This is a genomic window from Neisseria sp. P0014.S009 (genome assembly GCF_051958155.1).
GTDB lineage: Bacteria > Pseudomonadota > Gammaproteobacteria > Burkholderiales > Neisseriaceae > Neisseria > Neisseria flavescens_C.
In genome coordinates this window covers 57,010-83,434 of record NZ_JBQCVS010000003.1, presented here as the reverse complement: position 1 = coordinate 83,434, position 26,425 = coordinate 57,010, and the positions used below count along the sequence as shown (strand labels likewise).

23 protein-coding genes are annotated in these 26,425 nt (G+C 51.4%); 7 read left to right on the top strand and 16 right to left on the bottom strand.

From position 1 onward, the window contains the following. Positions 1 to 7: 7 nt before the first annotated feature. Together lspA and ACTHS4_RS03775 are read right to left on the bottom strand one after the other, a co-directional pair. Positions 8 to 520: a signal peptidase II gene (gene lspA / locus ACTHS4_RS03780; protein ID WP_003821921.1), complete on the bottom strand. Its 513-nt coding sequence runs from the start codon at positions 518 to 520 to the stop codon at positions 8 to 10. Between the two features lie 3 nt (positions 521 to 523). Next, positions 524 to 1,420: a cation transporter gene (locus ACTHS4_RS03775; protein ID WP_440365519.1), complete on the bottom strand. Its 897-nt coding sequence runs from the start codon at positions 1,418 to 1,420 to the stop codon at positions 524 to 526. A gap of 95 nt (positions 1,421 to 1,515) precedes the next feature. On the opposite strand from ACTHS4_RS03775, the gene cadR reads away from it, so the two are divergent. Beyond that, positions 1,516 to 1,923 carry a Cd(II)/Pb(II)-responsive transcriptional regulator gene (cadR, locus tag ACTHS4_RS03770; RefSeq protein WP_440365518.1) on the top strand — a complete coding sequence of 136 codons (408 nt, stop codon included), beginning with the start codon at positions 1,516 to 1,518 and terminating at the stop codon, positions 1,921 to 1,923. 266 nt (positions 1,924 to 2,189) lie between these two features. On the opposite strand, the gene sstT is transcribed toward cadR, so the two are convergent. Then, positions 2,190 to 3,413: a serine/threonine transporter SstT gene (gene sstT / locus ACTHS4_RS03765; protein WP_101755695.1), complete on the bottom strand. Its 1,224-nt coding sequence runs from the start codon at positions 3,411 to 3,413 to the stop codon at positions 2,190 to 2,192. A gap of 447 nt (positions 3,414 to 3,860) precedes the next feature. On the opposite strand from sstT, the gene ACTHS4_RS03760 reads away from it, so the two are divergent. Both ACTHS4_RS03760 and ACTHS4_RS03755 read left to right on the top strand, forming a co-directional pair. Beyond that, complete coding sequence (locus ACTHS4_RS03760) at positions 3,861 to 5,702, top strand: autotransporter assembly complex protein TamA (RefSeq protein ID WP_440365517.1); 1,842 nt, start codon at positions 3,861 to 3,863, stop codon at positions 5,700 to 5,702. Positions 5,703 to 5,780: 78 nt separating this feature from the next. After that, complete coding sequence (locus ACTHS4_RS03755; RefSeq protein ID WP_440365516.1) at positions 5,781 to 9,929, top strand: translocation/assembly module TamB domain-containing protein; 4,149 nt, start codon at positions 5,781 to 5,783, stop codon at positions 9,927 to 9,929. 239 nt (positions 9,930 to 10,168) lie between these two features. On the opposite strand, the gene ACTHS4_RS03750 is transcribed toward ACTHS4_RS03755, so the two are convergent. From ACTHS4_RS03750 to ACTHS4_RS03710, 9 genes are all read right to left on the bottom strand, one after another. Beyond that, complete coding sequence (locus ACTHS4_RS03750; RefSeq protein WP_141745160.1) at positions 10,169 to 10,342, bottom strand: zf-HC2 domain-containing protein; 174 nt, start codon at positions 10,340 to 10,342, stop codon at positions 10,169 to 10,171. A gap of 12 nt (positions 10,343 to 10,354) precedes the next feature. Beyond that, positions 10,355 to 10,933, bottom strand: a complete 579-nt coding sequence (locus ACTHS4_RS03745; protein WP_070826719.1) for a sigma-70 family RNA polymerase sigma factor — start codon at positions 10,931 to 10,933, stop codon at positions 10,355 to 10,357. 142 nt (positions 10,934 to 11,075) lie between these two features. Next, a complete protein-coding gene (locus ACTHS4_RS03740) occupies positions 11,076 to 11,762 on the bottom strand; it encodes an HvfC family RiPP maturation protein (RefSeq protein ID WP_070826718.1) in 687 nt (228 codons plus the stop codon). After that, on the bottom strand, positions 11,752 to 12,594 hold the full coding sequence (locus tag ACTHS4_RS03735) for an HvfB family MNIO-type RiPP peptide maturase (protein ID WP_070826717.1): 843 nt from the start codon (positions 12,592 to 12,594) through the stop codon (positions 11,752 to 11,754). The genes ACTHS4_RS03740 and ACTHS4_RS03735 overlap by 11 nt, the downstream gene beginning before the upstream one ends. 86 nt (positions 12,595 to 12,680) lie before the next feature. Further along, positions 12,681 to 12,998, bottom strand: a complete 318-nt coding sequence (locus tag ACTHS4_RS03730) for an HvfA family oxazolone/thioamide-modified RiPP metallophore (protein WP_003686668.1) — start codon at positions 12,996 to 12,998, stop codon at positions 12,681 to 12,683. A gap of 83 nt (positions 12,999 to 13,081) precedes the next feature. Beyond that, positions 13,082 to 13,531, bottom strand: coding sequence for an HvfX family Cu-binding RiPP maturation protein (locus ACTHS4_RS03725; RefSeq protein ID WP_070826716.1), 450 nt, complete (start codon positions 13,529 to 13,531; stop codon positions 13,082 to 13,084). 223 nt (positions 13,532 to 13,754) lie between these two features. Further along, positions 13,755 to 16,064, bottom strand: a complete 2,310-nt coding sequence (gene recQ, locus ACTHS4_RS03720) for a DNA helicase RecQ (RefSeq protein ID WP_070826715.1) — start codon at positions 16,062 to 16,064, stop codon at positions 13,755 to 13,757. A 214-nt stretch (positions 16,065 to 16,278) separates the two neighbouring features. Continuing rightward, positions 16,279 to 16,614, bottom strand: coding sequence for a zinc ribbon domain-containing protein YjdM (locus tag ACTHS4_RS03715; RefSeq protein WP_070734955.1), 336 nt, complete (start codon positions 16,612 to 16,614; stop codon positions 16,279 to 16,281). A 60-nt stretch (positions 16,615 to 16,674) separates the two neighbouring features. Then, entirely contained in the window at positions 16,675 to 16,989 is a 315-nt protein-coding gene (locus ACTHS4_RS03710; protein ID WP_440365515.1) for a hypothetical protein, read from the bottom strand. A gap of 466 nt (positions 16,990 to 17,455) precedes the next feature. On the opposite strand from ACTHS4_RS03710, the gene ACTHS4_RS03705 reads away from it, so the two are divergent. Then, positions 17,456 to 18,412: a DUF2167 domain-containing protein gene (locus ACTHS4_RS03705; protein ID WP_070606476.1), complete on the top strand. Its 957-nt coding sequence runs from the start codon at positions 17,456 to 17,458 to the stop codon at positions 18,410 to 18,412. 65 nt (positions 18,413 to 18,477) lie between these two features. Here ACTHS4_RS03705 and gltX read toward each other — a convergent pair whose 3' ends face one another. Beyond that, entirely contained in the window at positions 18,478 to 19,872 is a 1,395-nt protein-coding gene (gene gltX, locus ACTHS4_RS03700; RefSeq protein WP_070584445.1) for a glutamate--tRNA ligase, read from the bottom strand. 159 nt (positions 19,873 to 20,031) lie between these two features. Between gltX and ACTHS4_RS03695 the strand changes: the two genes are divergently transcribed. Further along, positions 20,032 to 21,126, top strand: coding sequence for an ABC transporter substrate-binding protein (locus ACTHS4_RS03695; protein ID WP_070826713.1), 1,095 nt, complete (start codon positions 20,032 to 20,034; stop codon positions 21,124 to 21,126). Between the two features lie 117 nt (positions 21,127 to 21,243). Next, positions 21,244 to 21,495 carry a hypothetical protein gene (locus ACTHS4_RS03690; protein WP_070826712.1) on the top strand — a complete coding sequence of 84 codons (252 nt, stop codon included), beginning with the start codon at positions 21,244 to 21,246 and terminating at the stop codon, positions 21,493 to 21,495. 70 nt (positions 21,496 to 21,565) lie between these two features. On the opposite strand, the gene ACTHS4_RS03685 is transcribed toward ACTHS4_RS03690, so the two are convergent. Together ACTHS4_RS03685 and arsC are read right to left on the bottom strand one after the other, a co-directional pair. Continuing rightward, on the bottom strand, positions 21,566 to 22,222 hold the full coding sequence (locus ACTHS4_RS03685; RefSeq protein WP_070826711.1) for a YdcF family protein: 657 nt from the start codon (positions 22,220 to 22,222) through the stop codon (positions 21,566 to 21,568). 25 nt (positions 22,223 to 22,247) lie between these two features. Continuing rightward, positions 22,248 to 22,607 carry an arsenate reductase (glutaredoxin) gene (gene arsC / locus ACTHS4_RS03680; RefSeq protein WP_070826710.1) on the bottom strand — a complete coding sequence of 120 codons (360 nt, stop codon included), beginning with the start codon at positions 22,605 to 22,607 and terminating at the stop codon, positions 22,248 to 22,250. Between the two features lie 169 nt (positions 22,608 to 22,776). Here arsC and ACTHS4_RS03675 point away from each other — a divergent pair, with 169 nt between their 5' ends. After that, positions 22,777 to 23,259: a TlpA disulfide reductase family protein gene (locus tag ACTHS4_RS03675; RefSeq protein ID WP_049349226.1), complete on the top strand. Its 483-nt coding sequence runs from the start codon at positions 22,777 to 22,779 to the stop codon at positions 23,257 to 23,259. Positions 23,260 to 23,334: 75 nt separating this feature from the next. Here ACTHS4_RS03675 and ACTHS4_RS03670 read toward each other — a convergent pair whose 3' ends face one another. Continuing rightward, positions 23,335 to 26,355, bottom strand: a complete 3,021-nt coding sequence (locus ACTHS4_RS03670) for a type I restriction endonuclease subunit R (RefSeq protein WP_070826709.1) — start codon at positions 26,353 to 26,355, stop codon at positions 23,335 to 23,337. Between the last annotated feature and the right edge of the window lie 70 nt (positions 26,356 to 26,425).

Sequence of the window (26,425 nt, the reverse complement as noted above, 5' to 3'; positions counted from 1 at the left end):
GTAGGTGTCAGTCAGATCCATCCGACTCGGCATTGGTGTTTGCTTTTTTACCCAACAAGCTGCTGGAAACGAAAAGTAAGGCACCGAGGACAATTGCAATATCAGCCAGGTTGAAGGCCGGCCAATGCCAGTCTCGCCAATAGAAATCAAAGGAATCCACAACATAGCCGCGAAAGACCCGGTCAATCAGGTTGCCCATGGCGCCACCGAGGATAAGACTGTAAGCGATGGCTTCTCCTTTATGACGATTTTCAAGGATCAGCTTGATCAGAAAAATCGAGACCACTACCGCGATTCCGATAAAAAAGTAGCGCTGCCAGCCTCCACCATTCGCAAAAAGACTGAATGCGGCACCGGTGTTCCATAGGTGCACCCAGTTAAAGAACGGGGTCACCGAAACATACTCGCCATAGGCCATTGATTGCTGCACCAGCCACTTTACAGCCTGATCAGACGCTGCCAGCAGGCCCGATATGGACAATAGGGCATACGGCGAGAGCTTTTTGCCAATAATGAGCATTATTTAACCCTTCAACGCCAAAATGCGTCTGGCACCGTTAAGTACAATCACCCCCGTGATGGTGCCGATAATCAGATCTGGATAATTGGAACCGGTCCACGCGACCAGGGCGCCGGCGGTGATGCCCCCCAGGTTGATCACCACGTCGTTGGCCGAGAATATCAAGCTTGCCTTCATGTGCGCCCCGCCTTCCCGATGTTTGGATATGAGCAGCAGACAACTGGTATTGGCAATCAATGCGACGAATGCGATAGCCATCATCACCAGAGATTCAGGCTCACTACCGAATACAAAGCGTCTCACCACCTCTACGAGCACGCCCACAGCCAAGATCAGTTGCAGTACACCAGCAAGATGCGCGGCACGTACCTGCATTTTCACGCTATGTCCAACCGCATAAAGGGCAAGCCCGTACACCGCCGCATCGGAAAAATTGTCCAGGGATTCTCCAATCAGGCCGGTGGACTGGGCGATCAGACCGGCAGTCATTTCCACTACGAACAGAAGTGCATTGATGCCGAGCAACCAGCGCAGGGTCCAGGATTCTTGCTTAGCAGAAGCTGCCGAAAACTCGGCGGCCTTGATGGTCTCTGGATTTGCAGCGACGGTTTCCTGAAGCGAGGCGCCTAGCCCCAAGGTCTTCAGTTTCGAGGTGACGGGCTCGATCTCGCCGTCATGCACGACCTTCAGCCGGCGGTTCGACAAGTCGAAGGACAGCGCCCGAATCTCCTCAAAGCCGTTCAGGGCTAGGCGAATCATTCGTTCTTCTGATGGACAGTCCATCTTCGGCACTGCATAAACACTGACCCATCTCCCTGTCGCCTCGGAGGAGGCCTGTATATCGGTATCCGCTACGGACGTTGCATCACCGCCACAGGCGCCACCACAGGATTTGCTCATAATATGACTCCACTTGAACAATGTTGTGGTACCATTTTAAACTATAAAGCTACTATAAGGTCAATAGAGTAAAGAATCCGTTGGGGAGGAGGCTGATGCGCATTGGTCAGTTGGCGCAGTTGGTAGGGGTCGAAACACAGACGATCCGCTTCTATGAACAGCAGGGCTTATTGCCTCCGCCTGATCGGCAGGACAACGTTTACCGTGTCTATACCGAGAAGCATGGTGAGGGGCTGGCCTTCATCCGTCGCTGCAGAATCCTGGGCCTGTCACTGGCTGAGATTCACGAACTACAGAGCTATCAGGACGACCCTCATCAGCCTTGTACCGCCGTCCACGCCTTGCTCGATGATCACATCTCTCATGTGCGGTCGCAGATAACCGCTCTGCAAGCGCTTGAGAAACAACTCGTTTCACTGAGAGCGAGTTGCAACGATGACCGGGAAGTTGAGGCGTGTGGGGTTCTTGCTGGAATTAGCGAAGGAAACATGCACCAGCAGTAGGTGAAGCATCAACCAGATAATCCGATGAGATGCTAGTCTGTCTCACTCTCATGCAAAGGTAAGATCAACCATTTAATCCGCTTACCCTCAAATACATTCAAGACTGTATTTTACGGGAAAAATCCGACTGATGACAGCGGATACCGTCAGTCCGACCAAAACAATCTATCGGCTTGACCATCTAAAAATCCCTTTTATTTGCATAAAACAAAGGCCGTCTGAAACTTTTCAGACGGCCTTTGCCGGGTTGAGCTTAAACCTAAAAATTACTCTTTACGTTGGCGGCCCAAATCGGCAGCGGCAGTAAACAAAACGTCGGTGGAAGAGTTCAACGCAGTTTCTGCAGAGTCTTGAATCACGCCGATGATGAAGCCGACGGCAACCACCTGCATGGCCACATCGTTGTCGATACCGAACAGGCTGCACGCCAACGGAATCAGCAGCAACGAGCCACCGGCCACACCGGATGCACCGCACGCGCTGACGGTAGCCACCAGGCTCAGCAGCAAGGCAGTGGCGAAGTCAACCGTAATGCCTTGCGTGTGCGCCGCAGCCATCGCCAAAACGGTAATGGTGATTGCCGCACCGGCCATATTGATGGTTGCACCCAATGGAATGGAGATAGAGTAAGTGTCTTCGTGCAGACCCAGTTTTTTCGCCAATGCCATGTTCACAGGGATGTTGGCGGCGGAAGAACGGGTAAAGAAGGCATACACGCCGCTTTCGCGCAGGCAGGTAAACACCAGCGGGAAAGGATTGCTGCGGATTTGCGTCCACACAATAATCGGATTGACCACCAAAGCGATAAACAGCATACAGCCGAGCAATACGGCCAACAGCTGCATATAACCGGCAAGCGCTTCAAAACCGGTTTCCGCAATAGTAGAAGATACCAAGCCGAAAATACCCAGCGGCGCAAAACGGATAATCCATTTCACAACGGTCGAAACGGTATCGGCCAAGTCGGCCGCCACTTGGCGGGTCGTATCCGAACCGTGATGACGCAAAGCCGCGCCCAATACCAAAGCCCAAGCCAAAATGCCGATATAGTTGGCATTGGCCAGCGCGTTAATCGGGTTGGCCACCAAATTCATCAGCAGCGTTTTCAACACTTCGACAATGCCGGAAGGCGGCGCAACGGACACATCGCCTGCCGCACGCAGAATCAGCGTGGTCGGGAATGCCATACTGGCGACAACCGCCACCACAGCGGCTGCGAACGTACCAAAAATATACAAAATCAAAATCGGTTTGATGTGGGCCTGATTGCCTTTTTGGTGTTGCGCAATGGCGGCAGTCACCAAAACGAATACCAAAATCGGTGCGATAGCCTTAAGCGCACCGACAAACAGGCTGCCCAGCAGTCCTGCGCTGATACCGACTTGCGGCGCAACTGCGCCCACAAGAATACCTAAAACCAAGCCGATGGCGATTTGTACCACCAGGCTGACGCTGTTGATCGCGTTTAAAAGCGGATTGCCACTTGCCATATCCGTTCCTTCAATTTAAAGATATGTTAAAAAAGTCTTACATTCTAAAATAAAAAATCATTTGTCGGCGAGGTTTTCATGCACACCTCACAAAAACAGCATTAAAGTTTAGCATTTATGACACAGTTGGCACTTTATACCAAAAATACAGTCAAACCCGCTCAAACCCTACTTTAAAGTATGCCCATACCGTTGCTTTACTTCTCTATATCTTGCTTTCAGACGGCCTGAAATCTGCGCCATAAGGCCGAATACAAAGGCAACTTCATCAATCAAAATACAAAAACATAAATATTACAATCAGATAGAAACAAACCAAAATCCGCCCTTACGTCACATTTTGCAACATTATCGCGCTAAATTTCCGTTTATAACCATAGCCTGAAACCTTGCAGAAATAATGTTAAAATCCCCAAACTGAAGAATTGTCGCTGTCGAACACACATCATGACCAAACTGACCTACCCTGTTTTATTTGCATCATTGGCGCTCGCCTACGGACACGCGTTGGCAGTAGATACTTCCGTTCCCAAAGCGGAAGACTACGAGGCCGTTCCCGAATCCGAAATGCCCAAGCAGCCCAAAGACGACCAAACAGGCAAACTCAAGCCCAAATTTCCCGTCAAAATCGACACCCAAGACAGCGAAGTCAAAGAAATGCTTGAAGAATACCTGCCGCTGATTACCCAGCAGCAGGACGAAGAGCTGGATAAAGAGCAGGTCGGCTTCCTCGCCGAAGAGGCGCCCGACAACGTCGAAACCATGCTCCGGACCAAAGGCTATTTCAACAGCAACGTCAATATTCAAGACCACGGCGAGAGCTATACCGTCAACGTTACCCCCGGTCCGCGCACCAAAGTCGACAACGTCAGCGTGGCCATCCTCGGCGACGTATTGAATGACGACAACTTGGCCGAATACTACCAAAATGCAATGGAAAACTGGCAACAGCCCGTTGGCGAAAACTTCGACCAAGACGGCTGGAGTGCAAGTAAAACCTCCGTCCTCAGCGCGGTAACACGCAAAAAATATCCATTGGCAAAACTCACCACCACCCAAGCCACCATCAATCCCAATACCCAAAAGGCCGACTTAAACGTCATCGTGGAAAGCAACCGCCCGATTTACTTTGGCGAGTTCCAAATCACCGGCACGCGCCGCTACCCTGAGAGCGTGGTTTCCGGCATGGCGCGCTTCCAACCCGGTTCGCCTTACGACTTAGACAAAATCCTCGACCTGCAACAGGCGCTCGAACAAAACGGCCACTACTCGGGCGCGTCCGTACAGGCCGACTTCGACCAACTGCAAGGCGACCGCGTTCCCGTCAAAATCAACGTGACCGAAGTCAAACGCCACAAACTGGAAACCGGTATCCGCTACGACTCCGAATACGGAATCGGCGGCCGCATCGCCTACGACTATTACAACCTCTTCAACAAAGGCTACATCGGCTCGGTCGTTTGGGACATGGACAAATACGAAACCACGCTGGCCGCCGGTATCAGCCAACCGCGCAACAACCGCGGCAACTACTGGACAAGCAACGTTTCCTACAACCGCTCGACCACGCAAAACCTTGAAAAACGCGCCCTGTCCAGCGGCATTTGGTATGTCCGCGACCGCAACAATATCGATGCCCGCTTCGGCCTCGAATTCATTACCGAAGACCGCAAAGTCCCCGACACCAGCTACGATTTGGGCCGAAGCCATGCCACCATGCTGACCGCCTCATGGAAACGGCAAAGCATCGAAACCGAGCTGCATCCTCAAAACGGCTACTACCTCGACGGCAAAATCGGCTCGACCTTGGGCAAATTCCTCTCCTCCACCCAAATGGCGCGCGCTACGGCACGGGCAGGCTATTTCTTCACGCCTGAAAACAAAAAAATCGGTACATTCATCGTACGCGGACAGGCCGGCTACGTTTATGCCCGCGAAGGCGAAGAAGTGCCTTCCAGCCTGATGTTCCGCACCGGCGGCGCGACTTCCGTACGCGGTTACGAACTCGACAGCATCGGTTTGGCCGGCCCCAACGGCTCCGTCCTGCCGCAACGCGCCTTGGTGGTCGGCAGCCTCGAATATCAATTCCCGGTTACCAAAAGCTTCTCCGGCGCCATCTTCCACGATGTCGGCGATGCGGCAAGCAACTTCAAACACATGACCTTAAAACACGGTACCGGCTTGGGTGTGCGCTGGTTCAGCCCGGTTGCGCCGTTCTCCTTCGACATTGCCTACGGCCACCACGACAAAAAAATCCGCTGGCACATCAGCTTGGGCACAAGGTTTTAACAAACATACACCATCCATTCTTTCAGACGGCCTCAGCCATTCCAGGCCGTCTGAACAACAGACAAACAGAAAAATATCATGACCGATACTGCAAACACTTCCACGCCGTCTGAACAACAGCCCGCCCCGCCAAAGCGCAAAAAACGCCTGTTGCGCGGCTTTGTCCTGTCCGCCTTGGGCGTATTGACCGTTTCTGCCGGCGCAATCGGCTGGCTGGTCGGTACGGAATCGGGTTTGCGTTTCGGTTTGTACAAAATCCCGTCATGGTTCGGCGTCAAAATCTCTTCGGACACGCTGAAGGGGACGCTGATTGAAGGTTTTGAAGGCGATAAATGGTTGATTGAAACAGAAGGTGCGGACATCAAAATCAGCAACTTCCGCTTTGATTGGAAACCGTCCGAGCTGTTCCGTCCGTCTTTGCATATTACCGAAGTCGTGGCCGGCGACATCGCCATCGTGACCAAGCGCACGCCGCCCAAAGAAGAAGAGCCTTCAAAAGGGCTGCCCGACAGCATAGACCTGCCCGTTACCGCCTATCTCGACCGTTTGGAAACCGGCAAAATCAGCGTGGGCAAGCGTTTTGACAAGCAGACCGTCTATCTCGACCATCTGCACGCGGCCTATCATTACGACAAAAAAGAACACCGCCTCCACATCAAAACCGCCGACACGCCCTGGAGCAGCTCGACAGGCGCGGTGGTGCTCGGTTTGAATAAACCCTACGTCCTCAATACTGCCATCTACACCAAAGGCCAGCTTGAGGGCGAAACCATACACGGCACGGTGCGCCTGTGGGGCAGTCTGCAAGACGTGTACACCGACCTGCTGCTCGACGGCGACAACGTTCATTTGTCTGCCAAATCCACCATCCACCCATTCGCCGACAGCCTCAACGAAACCGTCGGCGAAATCCTGGTTAAAGGTTCCAACATCAATCCGCAGGCCTTCCTGCCCACCCTGCCCAAAGCGCGCCTGAATTTCGACGCCACCACCATTCCGTCCTTTACTGACGGCGTTGCGTTGGAAGGCTCGATTGACTTGGAAAACGACCAAGCCGGTTTTACCGATGAAAACCATATCCCCGTCAAACGCATCCTCGGCGAATTCATCGTCGACGACAAAGGCACGGTCAAAATCGAAGACATCGGCGTCGGCCTGCTCAAAGACGGCAGCATCGATGTATCCGGCTCTATCGACACCGCCCAAGACCAGCTCAAACTCGCACTGGGCATCAACAATACTGGCGCGGACGACTTTGTCCGTCAAAACATCGCAGGCCGTCTGAACGGCAGTATCGACGTCAAAGGCGAAACCTCCTCCCCTGTCGTCAACTGGAATCTCGACAGCGGATTTGCGCGTACAGACGGCATGCTGTTTTTCCAAACCGACAAACAGCTCGGCCAGCGCACGCTCAAGCTCGACAAAGTCCGCCTGGTTCCGCAAAACGGCGGCGAACTCAACGCCAAAGGCTCGCTCGAACTCTTCAAAGACCGCAAACTGCAACTGGACATCGTCAGCAAAGCCTTCAACCCTGCGCGCATCGATCCGCAGCTTCCGCAAGGCAGCGTCAACGGCAACATCAACTTGACCGGCATACTGGCGCAAGAAAAATTCGCCGGCAAAATGCAGTTCGCACCGAGTACGCTCAACGGCGTTCCGCTCAGCGGCAAAGCCGACGTCGCCTATGAAAACAAACACCTCTCGCGCGCCCTGACCGACCTGACCCTCGGCAGCAACATCGTCAAAACCAACGGCAGCTTCGGCAAAAAAGGCGACCGCCTCAACCTCAACATTACCGCCCCCGATTTGTCGCGTTTCGGCTTCGGCTTGGGCGGCCTGCTCAACGCGCGCGGCTACATCTCCGGCAGCTTTTCAGACGGCCTCAAAACCCTTGAAGCCGATTTGAACGGCGAAGCGCGCAACTTCAAAGTCGCCGATGCCGTCAACATCCGCACCCTCGACTTCAAGCTCAAAGGTTCGCCCGACACCAACCGTCCGTTGAGTGCCGACATCAAAGGCGAACACATCGCCGTCTCCGGCGGCGCGGCCATGATCGACAACGTCAACCTGCTCATCAGCGGCACCGGTTCGCACCACCACATCCGCGGTAACAGCAACATGGCGGTGGACAGCAAACGCTACAAGCTCGACCTCGACGCCGCCGGCGGCCTCAACAAAGACCAAACCCAATGGAAAGGCACGGTTGACACGCTCGACATCAGCGGCGCGTTCAACCTCAAACTGCAAAACCGCCTCAACCTCGAAGCCGGCAGCGAACGCGTTTCCCTCAGCAGCGCACGCTGGGCGGCCATGGGCGGCAGCCTCAACCTGCAAAATTTCGTTTGGGACAAAAAAGCCGGCATTACCAGCAAAGGCAGCGCGCAAAATCTGCACATTACCGAGTTGCACAACTTCTACACCCCGCCCATCGAACACAACCTCGTCTTGGGCGGCGACTGGGATTTGGCGTACAGTCAAAACGCGCGCGGCTTCCTCAACATCAGCCGACAAAGCGGCGACATCATCCTGCCGAGCAAAGACCCGAAAAACAAACAGCCTTTGGGACTTTCCGCACTCGCCCTGCGCACCCGTTTCCAAAACGGCCGCATCGACAGCACGCTGGAAGGCAACACCCGCTTCGGCAAAGTTGACGGTACGCTCGGCATCGCCCAACAGTTCGGCAACAACATCAACAACGCCCCCGTCAGCGGCAAGGTTAATATCAGCGTTCCCGATTTGGGCTCGCTCAAATCCTTTATGCCGGCCACAGCCCAAGGCATTGCAGGCCATCTGAACGCGACCACCACCATCGGCGGCCGACTCGGTTCGCCCACCGTCAACAGCAACCTCGACCTCCAAACCAATTACGGCCGGGCCGATGGTACCGTCAACATCGGTCAGGGCAGCAGCTTCGACACCGCCCCCCTGAGCGGCAAGCTCAACCTGAATGTTGCCAACCTCGAAGTCTTCCGCAACTTCCTGCCCGTCGGCCAAACCCTCAAAGGCCGTCTGAACGCCGCCGTCAACTTGGCAGGCCGTCTGAACGATCCGCAACTGAGCGGCCAGATTAACGGCGACAACCTCTATTACCGCCATCAAACCCAAGGCCTGATTCTCGATAACGGCGTCTTGCGTTCACGCCTGCAAGGTCAAAAATGGGTCATCGACAGCCTCAAATTCCACCGAGGCGGCACGATTGAACTCAAAGGCGCGGTCAACCTTGCCAACGCCAACCCCGATGTCGACGTAGACATCGTCTTCGACAAATACCGCACCCTCTCGCGTCCAAACCGCCGACTGCAGCTCTCCGGCGCGGCCAAAGTCCTCTACAATCCGGAAAAAGGCATATCGCTCAACGGCACGCTCAACACCGACTACGGCATGTTCGGTTCGCAAAAATCCTCCATGCCAACCCTCGACGACGACGTGGTCGTACTGGGCGAAACCAAAAAAGAAGCAACGGCCACCACGCCCATCAACATGAACCTTACCCTGAACATCAACGACAATGTCCGTTTTGTCGGCTACGGCGCAGACGTTACCATCGGTGGCAAACTGGCCATCACGTCCCGTCCGGGCGAAGCCGTCCAAGGCGTCGGTACCGTGCGCGTTGTCAAAGGCCGCTACAAAGCCTACGGTCAAGACCTCGACATCACCAAAGGATCGGTTTCCTTTGTCGGCCCGCTGACCAATCCAAACCTCAACATCCGTGCCGAACGCCGTCTCTCCCCGGTCGGTGCAGGTGTCGAAGTCCTCGGCAGCCTCAGCAATCCGCGTGTGACCTTGGTTGCCAAGGAAGCCATGAGTGAAAAAGACAAACTCTCCTGGCTCATCCTCAACCGTGCCAGCAGCGGCAGCGACGGTGACAATGCCACGCTCTCTGCGGCCGCCAGCGCGCTGCTTGCCGGCCAAGTCAACGACCGCATCGGCCTTGTCGATGATTTGGGCTTTACCAGCAAACGCAGCCGCAACGCCCAAACCGGCGAGCTCAACCCTGCCGAACAAGTCCTGACCGTCGGCAAACAGCTTACCAACAACCTCTACGCAGGTTACGAATACGGCATCTCCAGCGCCGAACAATCCGTCAAACTCGTGTACCAACTAACCCGCGCCATCCAAGCCGTTGCCCGCATCGGCACGCGCTCCTCCGGCGGCGAGTTGAAATACACCATCCGCTTTGACAACTGGTTCGGCAAAGACGAACCCGAGCCGGAAGAACAACACTAAAAGCCGTGAAAAAGGCCGTCTGAAATCTATCTTTCAGACAGCCTTTATCTTGTTCTACCGTATCAGAATCTTTCTCCCATGCCTCAAAAGACAAAGGACAACGGCGCAAGTTTGAAAACAAATACTGCTAAAAAAGTGAGTGGCAAACCATGGCTTATTCAAGGTTAGCGATAAATTAAGCAGATACAAAAAGGCCGTCTGAAACTGACAGGGGTGGGTTTCAGACGGCCTTTTTTGAATCATCGAAATATCTTGTGCATGGCGTTGCTGATTAATTCGAGCTGTTTCTTATATTCGCGGCAACGGGGGCAGAGCGACAGGTGCACGGCAAGGGCAATGCGGTTAAAAAGACTGAGACGCACTTGGTCTTGCTGTTTGGAAATCAGATCGGTTATTTTGCGGCATTTTTTCATGGCGTTTTCCTGTCAGGCATGGGAGAACCATTTGATTTGCAGGCACTGGCGCAAGGTTTCGCGCGCGCGGTGCATGATGGTGTGGTAGTTGGCATGGCTGATGCCGCATTGTTCGCGGATTTCATCGCTTGAAAAACCGAGAATTTCTTTCATGGTAAACACGCGGGCGGTGTTTTCCGGCAGATGGTAGAGGCAGGTCTGTAAAACTTGGTAGAACTCTTTATTGTTCAAACTGGCTTCGGGCGAGTCCCAACCCTGAGGCTGTCCTTCGTCCGTCCAATGCCCGTCGGCGACAAAATGTCCTTCAAAGGCTTCATCCAAGGCTTCCTCGTCGCGCGTGACGAAAACTTGGCGTTGCCGCCCGATTTGGCGCAGGCAGTCGGTAATTTTGTTTTTTAAGATTGCAAACAGCCAGCTGCTCACTTGGGCGCTGCCTTTAAAACCCTCGGCCGCACGGTAGGCGGAAAGCATGGTTTCCTGTACGAGGTCTTCCGCCAAATCGGGGCGGTCGGGAAGCTGGATATGGGCAAAGCGCAGCAGCAGTTTACGGGATTCGGCAAGCTCGGCATCGGTCAGTTCGGGTAGGGCCATAATGTATCAGAATGAAAGGAATGATCAATATACTTTTGATTTTACGCTGATACGGCAAGAGCATGCGATTGAATCTATAAACGATTTCAGTAGTATTTTTGTTTTACCGAAACCGACTGCGCCCGTTTCAGACGGCCTTGATTTATGCCGCAACCAAAATGCCCTGTTTCAGCCAATCCGTCCATTTCTGCCTTAATGCGTCCTGCCAAGCGTTTTCAGACGGCATGAACTCTGCCAGCATGGTTTGCAGGCCGTTTAGGGAAGTGGGCGTCTCTGCCAGCGTTTCCAGCAATAATGCGTCAAAATCGTCGAGCGTTTGATACATCACGTCGTCTTCCTTATCGCGCCACACCAAAACGGCAGTTTCCGCCTCCTGCAATTCGTCGGTCACATCATACGGATAACGGCGCACAAAGGCGGTGGGAGAAAGGGTATACGCTAAATCGTCTGAATCTGTATGGACTGCTTGGCTGTCGGTTTGAGCGGTTTCGGCGAGCAGCTGGGTGTGTTCAAAGTCCATCAATGCCAAGAGGTCGTCTGAAAGCGGCAGGCTTTGGCAATATCGGAGGAACTCGCCGGGGATTTCTTGAAAATAGGGCGTTTGGGCACGTGCGTCGCGGACGAAACCTTCTTTCAGACGGCCCCATTCTTCGCTGTCAAAGTAATGCAGCGTTTCGGTATAGCAGCGGTCGATAAAGCTGTGAATATTGTTGCGTATCAGGCGGATATAGACGTTCAACCGCTCTTGCGGCAATCCGGCGGCGGCTTTGCCTTCGCGTATGGCCTGGGCAAAGCGGTGTTGGTATTGGGCGGAGGTTTCAGGCTGCACGACGGTATTCCTTTCTGGCACGCGTTTGATAGTCGGCGATTTTGGCGACTTCGGCTTCGAGTTCGGCAAAAGGCGGGAAATTGAAATCGCGTTCCAACAGTGTGGGCGGAATTGTCGGCAGCTTGGCATAGGCCAGTTCGAGCAAGTCCCAAACCGTCGGCAAAACCGCCGCGCCATGCGTATCAATCAACAATTCCGGCGTTTCCACGTCGTGTCCGGCAATGTGGATATAGCACACGCGCTCTGCGTCCACATTTTCTAAAAAGGCTTCAGGCGACAACAGGCCGTGATTGACGGCGTTGACGTAAATATTGTTCACGTCCAAATGAATGCCGCAGTCGGCTTCACGGGCAACAGCGTTGAGGAACTCGACTTCGTTCATTTCGGCAAGCGGGGAATGCAGGTAGTAGGAGGTGTTTTCTACGGCGATGCGGCAGCCCAATCGGTCTTGCACTTCGCGGATACGGCGCGCGGTATGTTGCACCATTTCTTCGGTGAAAGGCAGCGGCAACAAATCGTAAAGATGACCGCCGTCGTGGCAATAGCTCAAATGGTCGGAGAAAAACGTGCAGTCATAACGGCGCATCATTTCTTTGATTCCGTCTATCAAGTCGGTATCCAGTGGGGCTTGTCCGCCCAATGACATGGATAATCCGTGCAACGCCAGCGGCAGCCGTTCTGCCACGCGGTCAAACTGTTTGCGCGCCCTGCCGCCCATTTTCAGCCAGTTTTCGGGGGCGGCTTCGATAAAGCGTATCGGGCTGTCGTCTGAAAGCGAGAGGAAGTCTTCCGCCAAGTCGCGGCGGTAGCCCAAGCCTGCATGTTGAATCATGGTGATGTCCTGTTATGGTGCCGTATGAACGACAAAGTCGCATTTTCGTTTATAAAATGCGACTTTGTTAAAGGTATATTGCAGGATTATTTAGAACCGCATTTACCTTCGCCGCATTTGCCTTCTACTACTTTGGCAGCTTTGGCTTTAGATGCTTTGCCTTTTTTAGCGTGAGTTTTTTCCACGGTTGAACCGCATTTGCCTTCGCCACATTTGCCTTCGCTTGCTTTAGAAACAGCGCTTGCACCGCATGAACCTTCACCGGCTTTAACCGCACCGCAAGAGCCTTGAGCAGATTTTTGAACACCTGCTTTGCTGCTTAACGGTTTATCAGCGGCAACAACGCCGGCAGCCAGAGACAGGGACAGTGCACCGGCCAGAGCAGCAGCTACATTTTTTTTCATTTTAACTTCCTTTTAAAAATATGGGTTTAAACAAATCAAGGGATAATATCGGGCATTTAAAGTCGGCCCGCGACCGTGAATCATTAAAGAAAATGCTTGATGCGGTAACAGCGTTTCTTCAGCAGGGCATCCAAAGACAGACGGCCTGCGCCCTGCAATAGGACAGGAAATAAAACCACCAAATAAATCAGTGCCATTTTATAACCGTTGTCGCACACATTGTACCCCAAGCCGGCATGTACCGCAGACCATGCGACAGCCGTTACAACCATCAATCCCAGTGCGGACAGCCGCGTTGCCAAGCCGACGATGAGCAGCGCAGGCAAAACCAGTTCCGCCCACATGGCCAAATTCCAGTTGACCGTATCCGGCAACAAATTGAATGGAAAGGGAAATTGACTGTTGATATCTGCAAACCAGTTTTCCCCGTTCCATTTTTCCAGGCCGGACTCAAGAAATTCATACGCGGCAAAAAGCCTGAGCGTCAACAAGCCGAAAGCGGCCTGCCAAGAGGGGTTGGCTGAGGTGTTCATTTATTTTCCTTATCGATGTGTGTCAAATGGGCTGGGACGAAAAATCAATCGGCACCATCCCATATTTCATGCCTGTTTAGACGAGACAGCTTTGGAAAACTGACAAAACAAATAAAGTTATTTTCTTATTCATTGTTTTATAAAGATTAAAATTTCAAAAAGGCCGTCTGAAACACCATGCTTGATTGGGCTTCAGACGGCCTTTGACAATAAACGCGATCAATTAATCCGCTTGTTTGCACAATTCGACAATTTCCGCGCCATATTTGTCGGTTTTCTCCGCATTCATGCCGTGGATTTCCGCCAGCTCCGCCAAATCTTGCGGCCGTCGGGCGGCAATCGCGCGTAGGGTAACTTTGCTGCATATCTGATAGGCTTCGAGGCCTTCATGGCGGGCAGTATCGATGTTCCACTGAAGCAGACGGCGCATCAATCGGCGTTTGCGTTTATCCTCTTCGCTCAGGCCGTCTGAAAACGGGCGGCAGATGTTTAAAATGCCCTCTCCGTATTGCTCGATACGTTTTTCGCCGAGTTTATACATGCCCAAAAGGTCGATGGGTTCGGCAGGCGTATTGGTCAGCAAATCGTCCATGCTTTCGTTGGAGAATACCGTACCCAGCGTTACTTGATCGGCACTTGCCTGCTGCTCGCGCCAAGTTTCCAAAGCCTGTTTTAAGACCTGTTCGCGCTCGTCCAAGCTGTGGATAACTTGTGCGCTGTCTGTGGAAACTGTACCGGCTTCGGCCGTTTCGCAAACGTCGAGTATTTCCAAACCGAATTTATTGATTTTCGCCTCGCCCAAGCCGTAGATTTGATGTAAATCCTCCAAACTTCGGGGCATTTTCTCGACAATATCGCGCAGGGTTTTGTCGCCGCAAACCACATAGGCCGGCACTTCCTCTGCCCGGGCGCGTTGTTGCCGCCATTGGCGCAATGCCTGCCACAAACGCTCTTCGCGCTCGGTACGCAACCAATCGTCTTTCGGCTTTTGGGTGGCCGTTTTTTCTCGGCGCAGGGGGCGCAGCATGACTTCGGTTTCGCCCTTGAGGACTTTTTTTGCCGCTTCGGTCAACTGCAGGGCTTGGTGCTGCTCGACATTGACGGTGAGATAGCCCAAGCTGATGCACTGGCGGATGACGCTGCGCCATTCTTTGTCGGTCTGTTCGCTGCCGATGCCGAATGTGGATAACTTGTCATGGCCGTTGCGCTGTATCCAATCGTCGCTTTTGCCGCGCAAAAGGTTGGTGATGTAACCGGCGGCAAAACGTTGTCCGGCGCGGTACACGCAGCTGAGTAATTTTTGCACCAACACCGTTCCGTCAAACCGCACGGGCGGATGCAGGCAGTTGTCGCAATGGCCGCAGGGTTCGGATTCTTCGCCGAAATGTTTGAGCAGCAGTACGCGGCGGCAGGCGGCGGTTTCGCAGACGGAAAGCATGGCATCGAGTTTTTGCATTTCGATTTGCTTTTGCACCTCGTCGCTGTTGCCCTCGGCAATCCGTTCGCGCAGCAACACCCAATCGTTCAAACCGTAACACAGCCAGCTCACGGCAGGCAGCCCGTCCCGGCCGGCGCGCCCCGATTCCTGATAGAAATGTTCGACACTTTGGGGCATATCGAGATGGGCGACAAAGCGCACATCGGGTTTGTCTATGCCCATACCGAACGCCACGGTCGCCACCACAATAATATTGTCTTCATGCGTAAAGCGGCGTTGGTTTTCCTCGCGCACGTCCATGCTCAAACCGGCATGATACGGAATCGCCTCCAAGCCGTTTTCACACAAAAACTGCGCCACATCCTCGACTTTTTTGCGGCTTAAGCAATACACAATGCCGCTTTGCCCATGCATCTGCTTGCGGATGAAATCCAGCAATTGTTTTTTGCCATTATTTTTTTCGATAACCTGATAATAAATATTCGGACGGTCAAAGCTGGAGATAAATTCGGGCGCATTGTCCAAGTGCAGATAATGCTTGATGTCGGCTCGCGTGGCCGCATCGGCGGTAGCGGTCAGGGCGATGCGCGGGACGTTCGGATAGCGTTCGGCAAGCAAGCCGAGCTGTTGATATTCGGGGCGGAAATCGTGTCCCCATTGGCTAACGCAATGCGCCTCATCAATGGCAAACAGACTGACGGTTTGTTGGTCGAGAAAACGTAAAAAGCGGTCGGTAACCAAGCGTTCCGGAGCGACATAAAGCAGTTTCAGACGGCCTTGGGCAAGCTTGTCGGCAATATCGCGTGCCTCATCTGCCGATGTGCTGCTGTTGACTGCCGCTGCTTCAATCCCGGCCACATGCAGGCTGGCCACTTGGTCGTTCATCAACGCAATCAGCGGCGATACGACAACCGCCACGCCTTCGCGCATCAGCGCCGGAATCTGGTAACACAAAGACTTGCCCCCGCCCGTTGGCATCAGCACCATCAAACTCTCGCCGCCGGCCAAAGCATTGACGATAGCCTCCTGCTTGCCACGAAATTCGGGATAACCGAATACTTCGTGCAAAATCTGTTTGGCGGTCGGCTGAGGCATAATGGTTCCGTAGAATAGGGGAAAGCGTTATTTTAACGGTTTTGCACCCGCGTATGTGCGGAACATTTTGCCGCCGCTTTTCAGACGGCCTGAAATTTAACCCTATCAAAGTCATTTAATTTTAAATAAATATTTATTTTATTTTGAATGAATAGATAAAGGCCGTCTGAATCCTAATCTTCGGATTTCAAACGGCCTTTCAAAAATAAAATCTTTAGGCTTTTTTGACGAACTCAGATTTCAAGTTCATCGCGCTGCCATCGATTTTGCAACCGATATTGTGGTCGCCCTCTTGCAGGCGGATGCCTTTGACTTTGGTGCCTTGCTTGATGACCATAGAGCTGCCTTTGACTTTCAAATCTTTAATCAAGACTACCGTATCGCCATCTTGCAAGACCGCGCCGTTGGCATCTTTGACTTCCAAGGCATCATCGCCGGCAGCCACAGCATCGGCTTCGTTCCACTCATGGGCGCACTCAGGGCAAACGTATTGAGCTCCGTCTTCGTAAGTGTATTCCGATTGGCATTTCGGGCAGGGAGGTAGGGACATGAGGTTTCCTTATAAACTATGATAAAAGAAGCATAAAACGCAAATAATACAATGTCTAAATTATTGATTCGCCTTGCTGCCGCCTACGCCGTAAACGGCATTCCAAGCCGCGTCCAACATCTGGCCGGCTTGTTGCAGCTTGGCATTTTGCTGCTCTTTCTGAGCCAAGGCCGTCTGAATTTCGCCTTTCAAACGGTCAATATCGGATTGTGCGGCCTGTAAACGGCGCTGCGCGCTTTCCAAATCGCTTTGCAGGGAAATGATTTTGCTGTCGTTGCTGTTTTGCTCATGCAAAGCGGCACGGTAAACCGATTGGACGGACAGCAAACGGTCTTCCGCCTCACCGGCATACGCGGCGGCGGCAGATAGCATCATCAGGCAAGTAAGGTTTTTTTCATGGGTTTTCCTTTAAAGTTGTTGATTTGTAAAGTAAAGTGCAGAGCCGATTTTTCAGCCGCCAAGTTTACATAATATGCTTGTTGGTCTTTGTTCTTGACGGCTTATTTTATCCAATCCGGACATTCAGGCTGCCGATAAAAGTTAATTCAATCAACTGTTGTGGCAGGCAGGCGGCTATTATTTTCTCATATTCTCCGCCTTATTCCATTATTTTCTGGTTTTATTATAAAAGGCCGTCTGAAAAATTTTCAGACGGCCTTTTTGAGTTTCACAATGATGGCTCTGCCTCTCGTCAAAAAGCTTTCCTGTATTTTTTAAATTACAGTCATATTTAAATATGTAAATATGATTTATTTATTGTAAAATTTACCCTTTAGTCATGCCGGAGCATATGGTGTTGCGGCTGTCTGCATCTTTTTAATTCTTCTTTCATGAGAACCCTATGATGAAAAGCAACCGTCTCGCCTATGCCGTTTTGGCAGCCCTACTATCTATCCAAACCCTACCGGCTTCTGCAGCCAACGCTGATACCGCTTCTGCCGTCGAGGCATCCGGGCAAGAAGCGCAACAAGCCTCAGACTCTATCGCAAACTACGTTGACGACCAGATCGTCCAAGGCCCAGCAACCGTTGATTTGGGCAATCAGGCCAAACTGAAACTGCCTGCAAAAATGGTCTTTGTGAAAAAAAATCGCGCCAATGCCATGATGAGGGAAGCAGGCAACGCCACAGACCCCAACCGCTACGGCCTGATTCTCCCCGAGTCGGAAAACGAGGACGGTGATACTAATTGGATGGTAGACCTAACCTTTACCGATTCCGGCTATATCAAAGACGATGATGCCAAAGAATGGGATGTTGAGGCCATGCTCGAGCAACTGAAAGAAGGCACCGAGGAACAAAATAAAGAGCGTGCCTCCCGCAACCTGCCGGAATTGGAAACACGCGGCTGGGTAGAAAAACCGCAATATGATGCAAAGACCCATCGTCTGATTTGGTCGATTGACGTTCTGAATAAAAACGAACCCGATCCCAATCCTGCCATCAACTACAATACTTTCCAGCTGGGACGCGAAGGCTATATTGAATTGACTATGATCACCGATTTGAAAAGCATAGATCAATACAAACCTATTGTGCAAGAATTGTTGGGTAATATCGAATTCAATGAAGGCAAGCGCTACAGTGATTTCAATGCCGCAACCGACAAAGTGGCTGAATACGGACTGGCTGCCTTGGTTGGCGGTATCGCTGCAAAAAAACTGGGATTATTAGCTTTGGCCGGCGCATTACTGGCTAAATTCGGCAAACTGATTATTTTTGGTGCTGTTGCAGCAGGTGCATTGTTTAAAGGCCTATGGCGCAAAAAAGATAAAAACAAACCGAACGAAGAAGAATAAATAAATCCTGTTCAAAATAAAAAGGCCGTCTGAAACATTTCAGACGGCCTTTTATCATTCATGCCTTACGAACGAATCCGTTTCAACACTTCTTCTTTGCCGATTAATGCCAATACGGCATCGACGCTTGGGGTTTTCGCCGTACCGCAGACAGCGAGGCGTAGGGGCATACCGAGTTTGCCCATTTTAATGCCTTCTTCGTCGCAAAAAGGTTTGAAGAGGTCGTGGATGGCTTCAGCTGTCCAGTCTTCCAGCCCTTCGAGGCGTTCGGCAAAGCGCAGCATACGGGCGGCGGCTTCGTCGTCCCAGTGTTTCTGCACGTCTGCTTCGGCAGGGGTTTGTTTGACGTAGAAGTAGAGGCACTCGTCGGCAAGTGTGTTCAGGTCTTGGGCGCGGTCTTTGACCAATGCCAACACGTCTTCCAAAGCAGGCTTGCTTGTTTCATGGATATCGCGCAGAGCGAGACGCGGTTTCACCATTTCGGCCAGTTTTTCGTTAGCGGTGATTTTGATATGTTCGCCGTTAATCCAGTAGAGTTTCTTCAAGTCCATACGGCTTGGAGACGGGGAAACGTCTTTCAAATCAAACCATTCGATAAATTGTTCCATTGTGAAGAATTCATCGTCGCCGTGCGCCCAGCCCAAGCGTGCCAGATAGTTGAGCATGGCTTCGGGCAGGATACCCATTGCGCCGAAATCGGTGATGGCAACGGTATCGCCGCTGCGTTTGGAGATTTTTTTGCCTTGTTCGTTAAGAATCATCGGCAGGTGGCCGTATTCGGGCAGGGTGGCGCCAATGGCTTTTAAAATATTGATTTGTTTCGGGGTGTTGTTCACATGGTCGTCACCACGGATAACGTGGGTAATGCCCATGTCGTAGTCATCCACGACAACGCAGAAGTTGTAGGTCGGCGTGCCGTCGGCGCGGGCGATAATCAGGTCGTCGAGTGCTTCGTTGGGGATGGAGATTTCGCCTTTGACCAAGTCCGTCCATTTCGTAACGCCGTCCAAAGGCGTTTTGAAGCGGACGACGGGTTGAACGTCGGCAGGGATTTCGGGCAGAGTTTTGCCTTCTTCCGGACGCCAACGGCGATCGTACGTCGCCGTGCCTTCTTTTTCTGCTTTCTCGCGCATGGCTTCCAGCTCTTCTTTGCTGCAATAGCAGTAGTAGGCATGGCCTTTTTCTAAAAGTTCGGCGATGACTTCTTTATAGCGGTCGAAACGGCGGGTTTGGTACACGACGTTGTCGGCGTTGTCGTAGTTCAGGCCGACCCATTTCATGCCGTCGAGGATGATGTTGACGGATTCGGCAGTAGAGCGCGCCAAGTCGGTGTCTTCGATACGCAATAGGAACTCGCCTTTATGATGGCGGGCAAACGCCCATGAAAACAAGGCGGTACGTACGCCGCCGATGTGCAGGTAGCCGGTGGGGCTGGGGGCGAAACGGGTTTTGACGGTCATGATGGCTCCAGAGTCTTTGAAAACAGGTATTTTACTTTTTCGGCAAGGTTTAAACAATGTAAGGCCGTCTGAAAATAATGTCGGCGCAGAAGGACCGTCTGGGAACTTTTCTCCTGAAAACAAAACTAATGATAATCATTTCTTTGAAAGTATCCGCTCATGAACAAACGCGCTTTATTTGCCGCCCTCTCCCTCCTGCCCATTTTTGCCCAAGCCGAAATCAAAACTATCAAAGACGTATTGGGACGCGAAGTCAAAGTCGATGTCCCTGTCAAACGCGCGGTTTTGGCGTTTTACTATCCCGACTATATCGCGGTAACGGGCGCAGACAAATTTAAAAACGTCATCGGCATTTCGCGTGAGTTTTGGGAGAAATTCAATCCCGGCAGCTGGGCGATGTTCAAACAGAAGCTGCCTACGCTGCAAAACATTGCGGACATCGGCAACATCAGCACCGGCACGTTTTCACTGGAGAAAACGCTCGCGCTCAAGCCGGACGTATTGATTCTGGCCGACTGGCAGTATAAGGCCGTCGCCACCCACCTGCCGCGCATTAAAGCGGCAGGCATACCCGTCGTCGTGGTCGATTTCAACGCCGAAACCGTCGCGCGGCACACGCGCAGTGCGGAAATTTTCGGCGAACTCAACGGTACGCAGGCGCGCGCCCAAAAAATTGCCGCCGAATACGCCCGAGGCATTGCCGATATCCAAAAACGCGTCGCGCGCGCCAAGCAGTCCAAACCGAAAATCTATATCGAGTTCGGCGACAAAGGCCCGTCCGAATACAGCTACACCTTCGGCAAAGATATGTGGGGCGCGATTGCCGACACAGCAGGCGGCAACAATATCGCCGCGCCTTACGTTAAAAACTGGGGACCGATAAACCCTGAAAAATTCCTGACGGCCAAACCCGACGTCATCGTCATTTCGGGGACGGAAAACGGCCATAAAGACAAGCCTGGCATTATGGCGATGGGCATAGGCATCAGCCAGGCCGATGCGCAACGCCGCCTGGCCGGATTTGTCAAACGCAAAGGCTGGGCAGACATTCCTGCCGTCAAAAACAAACGCGTTTACGGCATCTACCACACCGCCTCCCGCTCGCTCACCGATTTGGCCAGCGCGCAATTTATCGCCAAAACTCTGTATCCGCAGCAGTTTGCCGACATAGACCCAAACAAGACCTATCTGGACTTCTACCGCAAATACCTGCCCGTCGTGCCGGACGGTACGTTTTACATCCGATTGAAATAGCGGCTGCAAAAATCATAGGCTCAGGCCGCCTGAAGATTCAGACGGCCTGAACATGCTATGCCGATAAAGATTTAATGAGTATAATTACTGTTCTTTCAACAAAATTACTGGGTACGTATGAACGGACAAAACCAAATCGACCAGCCTCAGGCTCCGGTCGTCAGCATCAAAGAATGGTTGCTAACAAACTTGATTTTGATGATTCCGCTAGTCAATATAGTTATGACGCTTGTATGGGCATTCGGCTCAAACACCAATCCGAATAAAGCCAATTATTTCAAGGCTGCCTTGATTCTGTTTGTCATCTATCTGGTACTGGCTGTAGCTGTAGTCATTTTTGGCAGTGCAGCTGCAAATCAATATCAATAAGTAAGTATACATTTAGGCCGTCTGAAACCTAAAAGGATTCAGACGGCCTTTTACATGGATTACCGAAGGCTCAACCACCTATCCAATTCCAAACCGCATCGCTCCATTTGCCGATACGGTAGAGAAACAAAGAATAGCTCTCCTGCATCAGAAACTTGGCTTTCTTGCTGCGCTCGTCAAAGCGCGTGGTCGGAGTGGCGGAGAACTGCGCGTCTGACAAGCCCAAATCGGCGGCCATTTCTTCGGCACGCGCCAAATGATACGGGTCGCTGACAACGATAATGCTGCCGACTCCGTTGGCGTGCATGATGGGGATGATATTGCGCAGGTTTTCGTAAGTGTTGCGCGACATGTTTTCAAACAGGATATTGTGCGCCGGTATGCCCTGCTTGAGCGCGTATCGGCGCCCCACTTCGGCTTCGGTCATAAATCCTTTTTTGGGCGTACCGCCGGTGAAAATGATTTTGCCGACCCGATGGCTTTGGTAGAGCGTGATGGCATGGTTGATGCGCTCACGGAATACCGGCGACGGGCGTTTGTCCCACGCCGCCGCACCTAACACCACCGCCGCATCGGCATGAACGTCCTTCGGCAAGGTTTGCAAACCTGTCCGGTAAATCTGCCATGTGCCGCTCAAAAAAATACCGCACACCAGCAAAACGCTCAAAGCAAGGCCGCGAAACAGGTAATATCGCAGGCCATTGCGGCTTTTAAGCAGGGAAATCATCTTCAGACGGCCTTATCCAACCCCGTCAGCCGAGTAGGGCGGCAATGTTTTCCAACGGACGGCCGATGGCTGCGCGCGTAGGCGTTACCAAAACGGGACGCTCGAGCAGGGCAGGGTGTTCGGCAATTGCCTGAAGCAGGGCGGCATTGTCCAAATCAGGATTATCCAAACCCAATTCTTTGTACAAATCGTCTTTCGTGCGCATCATGCCGCGCACCGATTCGATGCCGAGTTTGGCAAACATATCCTGCAAAGTCGCCAAATCGGGCGCGGTATCCAGATATTTGACCACGTCGGCGGCAACGCCTTTTTCTTCGAGCAAAGCCAGCGCGGCACGCGATTTGCTGCAACGCGGGTTGTGATAAAGTGTGAATTCAGATGACATGAAAGTCTCCGTATTATTGCAAAATCATTCAATGATGGCGGTTATTATCGTCTGCAACTGATTTTTACTCAAACTTTTTACCTGATATCTTGATACGAATCGGTAGGCATGCCCACCAAACCGTTTTACAATAAACACAATTTCGATTGGCAACCTCAAGGATACAACCATGAAAGCCTTAACCGCCCTTCTCTTGTCCGCCACCGTTTTTACCGCTGCGCCGGCCTTTGCCGCCGATGAAACGGCAGGTTGGCAGGACAACAAACCGCAAAGCCTGGAATCGCTCAAAGCCCCCGTCCGCGTGGTCAACCTTTGGGCAACCTGGTGCGGCCCCTGCCGTAAAGAAATGCCCGCCATGTCCGCATGGTACAAAGCGCAGAAAAAAGGCAGCGTCGATATGGTCGGCATCGCGCTGGATACGACCGACAACATCGGCAAGTTCCTGAAACAAACACCGGTCAGCTACCCGATTTGGCGTTACACCGGCGCCAACAGCCGCAACTTCATGAAAGCCCACGGCAACAACGTCGGCGTATTGCCCTTCACTGTCGTCGAAGCGCCGAAATGCGGCTACAAACAAACCATCACCGGCGAAGTCAACGAAAAAAGTCTGACCGCCGCCGTGAATTTGGCCAAGACCAAATGTAAATAAAACAGCGGATAGGGTGCTTAACCTGCGCTGATACCGAGGCCGTCTGAAACCCAACCGTTCAGACGGCCTTTATTTCTACCTAGCCAACGCTCGTTGCAAACTCTGCGTCCAAGCGGTTCTAAATGCGGCATCTGTGGCAAAGAGTTTGTACAGTTCCAATTTAGCTATGCGGCTTTCGTTCATCACCTCGTTCACAATGGCTTGAAAAGCCAATTCACGGGTATGGATATCAGGGTTATTCAGATATTTCTGCTTAAAATCTTTATGTTTGCAGATGCGATTTTTAGTACTGATAAACTCCACCCGTTGTTCATCCGGCGTTGCGCTCCAACCTTGAAACCATCTTTCGTTAAAGACACGAATAATTTCATCAATCGGATCTTTTTCTTTATCTTCACCATGCGTGCCGCGTGGATTTGGATTTTGTGGGTCAAGCTCTGTTTCTTCATCATCTAATTTAATGCTGTAATTCAGTTTGGTGCGCGCCAAGCCGTAAGAGCTTAAATCCACAGCATCTAAAATTTCATCAAATTCATCCATCGGATCTTGTACTTTTAATTTTGGTACTAAGAATTTGAGGAACCAATAGAGCTTTTCCCAAGCGATATTTTCAAAATTAATGATAGAGGCCATTTGCCCGTAAATTTTTAAAAACTGTTTTGCCTTGATTTTAAAATCGACTTTTTGGGTTGGCTCAAGCGCCAACTCATGGTCGAAACGTTGAACCGCTACATCAATGATACTGCTTAATTGTTGTGCGTCTTTATTGGCAAAATAGCCTTCAGTAAAGTCGTTGACCTCCGCTTGTTCATACACGCCGGTTTCATCCAACTGATCTTTCAAATCATGCAAGACATTGACATCGGTTGCTTGCGACAACGACGTAGAAGTATAAAACGGCTCAAATGCTTGCTGAATATCTTCAACGCTGTTAAAAAAGTCCAACACAAACAAATCTTCCGTGCGTTTACCCAACTTATTCGCACTGCGATTTAAACGAGATAAAGCTTGCACACAAAGTACGCCGGAGAGTTTCTTATCCACATACATCGCACACAATTTCGGCTGGTCGAAACCAGTCAGATATTTATTGGCAACCACCAGCAAACGATATTCATCTTGATCGAAATACTCTTTGGTTTCACTTTCTGCAAACCCATTCATTTCCGCTTCGGTGTATTCAACGCCATCAACCACTTTACTGCCTGAAAACGCAATCGCAATTTTAAATGGATTGCCTCGCTCAGCCAGCAAGCGGTTTAACGCCTGAAAATAGCGAATGGCGGTTTCAATATTTTGCGTTACCACCATTCCCTTGGCTTTGCCTTTGAGCTTTTTACGGTTAAAGATTTGCTGGATAAAATGATCCAGCATCACCTCCGCTTTAGTATCAATCGTTTGTTGCGAACGCTCTACATAAGCTTTCAGACGGCTTTGTGCCTTCTTACTATCAAATTCCGGATTATCTTCAATCGATTTAGTGATCTCATAAAAACTTTTATAAGTAGTGTAATTCGCGATTACATCCAAAATAAAGCCTTCTTCAATCGCTTGCTTCATGGAATAAAGGTGGAACGGCTTAAATTTACCATCCGCCTGTTTCTCGCCGAATTTTTCCAAAGTGCTGTTTTTCGGTGTGGCGGTGAAAGCAAAATACGACGCATTGCCGCGCATTTTGCGGGATTGCATGGCTTGTAAAATCAAATCTTGCACATCTTCGGCATCAAGGTCTTCCGTTTTGCCGATGGCTCGGTTCATATTGTCGTGTGCCGAACCGGATTGTGAGCTGTGCGCCTCATCAATAATCACCGCAAATTGTTTATCACTCAAATCAGCGATGCCATCCACAATAAACGGGAATTTTTGAATCGTGGTGATGACGATTTTCTTACCCTGCTCAAGCGATTGCCGCAATTCTGCCGAACTCAACGCCGGCGCAACAATGTTTTTCACTTCTGAAAAATCTTTGATATTGTCGCGCAGTTGCTTATCCAGCAGACGGCGGTCGGTTACGACAATCACCGAATCAAAAATCGGGCGGTCTGCCTCTCTACCGTTTGCCGCCTTTTCATTGCGCGGATAAGCTTCAATCAACTGATACGCCAGCCAAGTAATGGAATTAGACTTGCCCGAACCGGCAGAATGTTGAATCAAATAACGTTTACCCACGCCTTGTTCGCTGACATCAGCAATCAAACGGCGCACCACCTCTAATTGATGATAGCGGGGGAAAAAGAGCGAGCGTTTCTCCAGCGGATCTTTGGTTGAACCATCTAAACGCATAAAATGCTGAATAATGTTGGCAAGGCTGGCTTTGCTGAACACCTCTTGCCATAAATACGACGTGCGGTGTCCGTTTGGATTCGGCGGATTGCCCTTACCGCAGTTGTTGCCCAAATTAAACGGCAAGAAAAACGTAGCAGGCCCCGCCAATTTGGTGGTCATATAAGCTTCTTCCGTATCTAAGGCAAAATGCGCCAAACAACGCCCGAAATGAAACAGCGTTTGGCTTAAATCTCGGTTGCGATATTGTTTTTGGGCATCAATGGCCGTCTGACCCGTCCAATGGTTTTTCAGCTCAAGAGTAATAATCGGCAAGCCATTGACAAACAGCACCATATCCACCGTTTCATTGCTTGAGGCAGAATAAGGCACTTGGCGCATACAGCTAAACCGATTCTGTTCAAAACGCTGCTTGACCTTTTCGCCGCTGCTGGCAAGTGGAACGGGGTAGAGCAAATCAAAATGGGCGCTATCAATATCCAAGCCTTTTTTCAGCAGGTGCAACACGCCGTTTTTCTTTATTTGGCGGTCTAAACGCTCTAGAATTTTACGCTGCCAGTCGTTTGGGTTGAGCTGTCGAAAACGGGCAAGTTCTGCCTCTTGGCTGGTTTGCAGGAATTGCCAAAACAGGCGCGTGTCAATCGCAAACTGCGCATCAAAATCCTGTGAAAATGCCAGCTCAAAACCATGATGGCACGGCAGGTATTCCGCCTTCGGCTCGCCCAGCTTATTTTCCATGTTTTCACGCCAAGTGCCGGTTAAGGCTTTTTCGATGGCAATTTCTAAATCTTTTTCCTTAGTTCCTGAAACCATTTTTCACCCTTTTGTGAATTTTTTAAAATTTATTCATTACGCCCAAGTTGTAGCGCCAATATTCAAAATC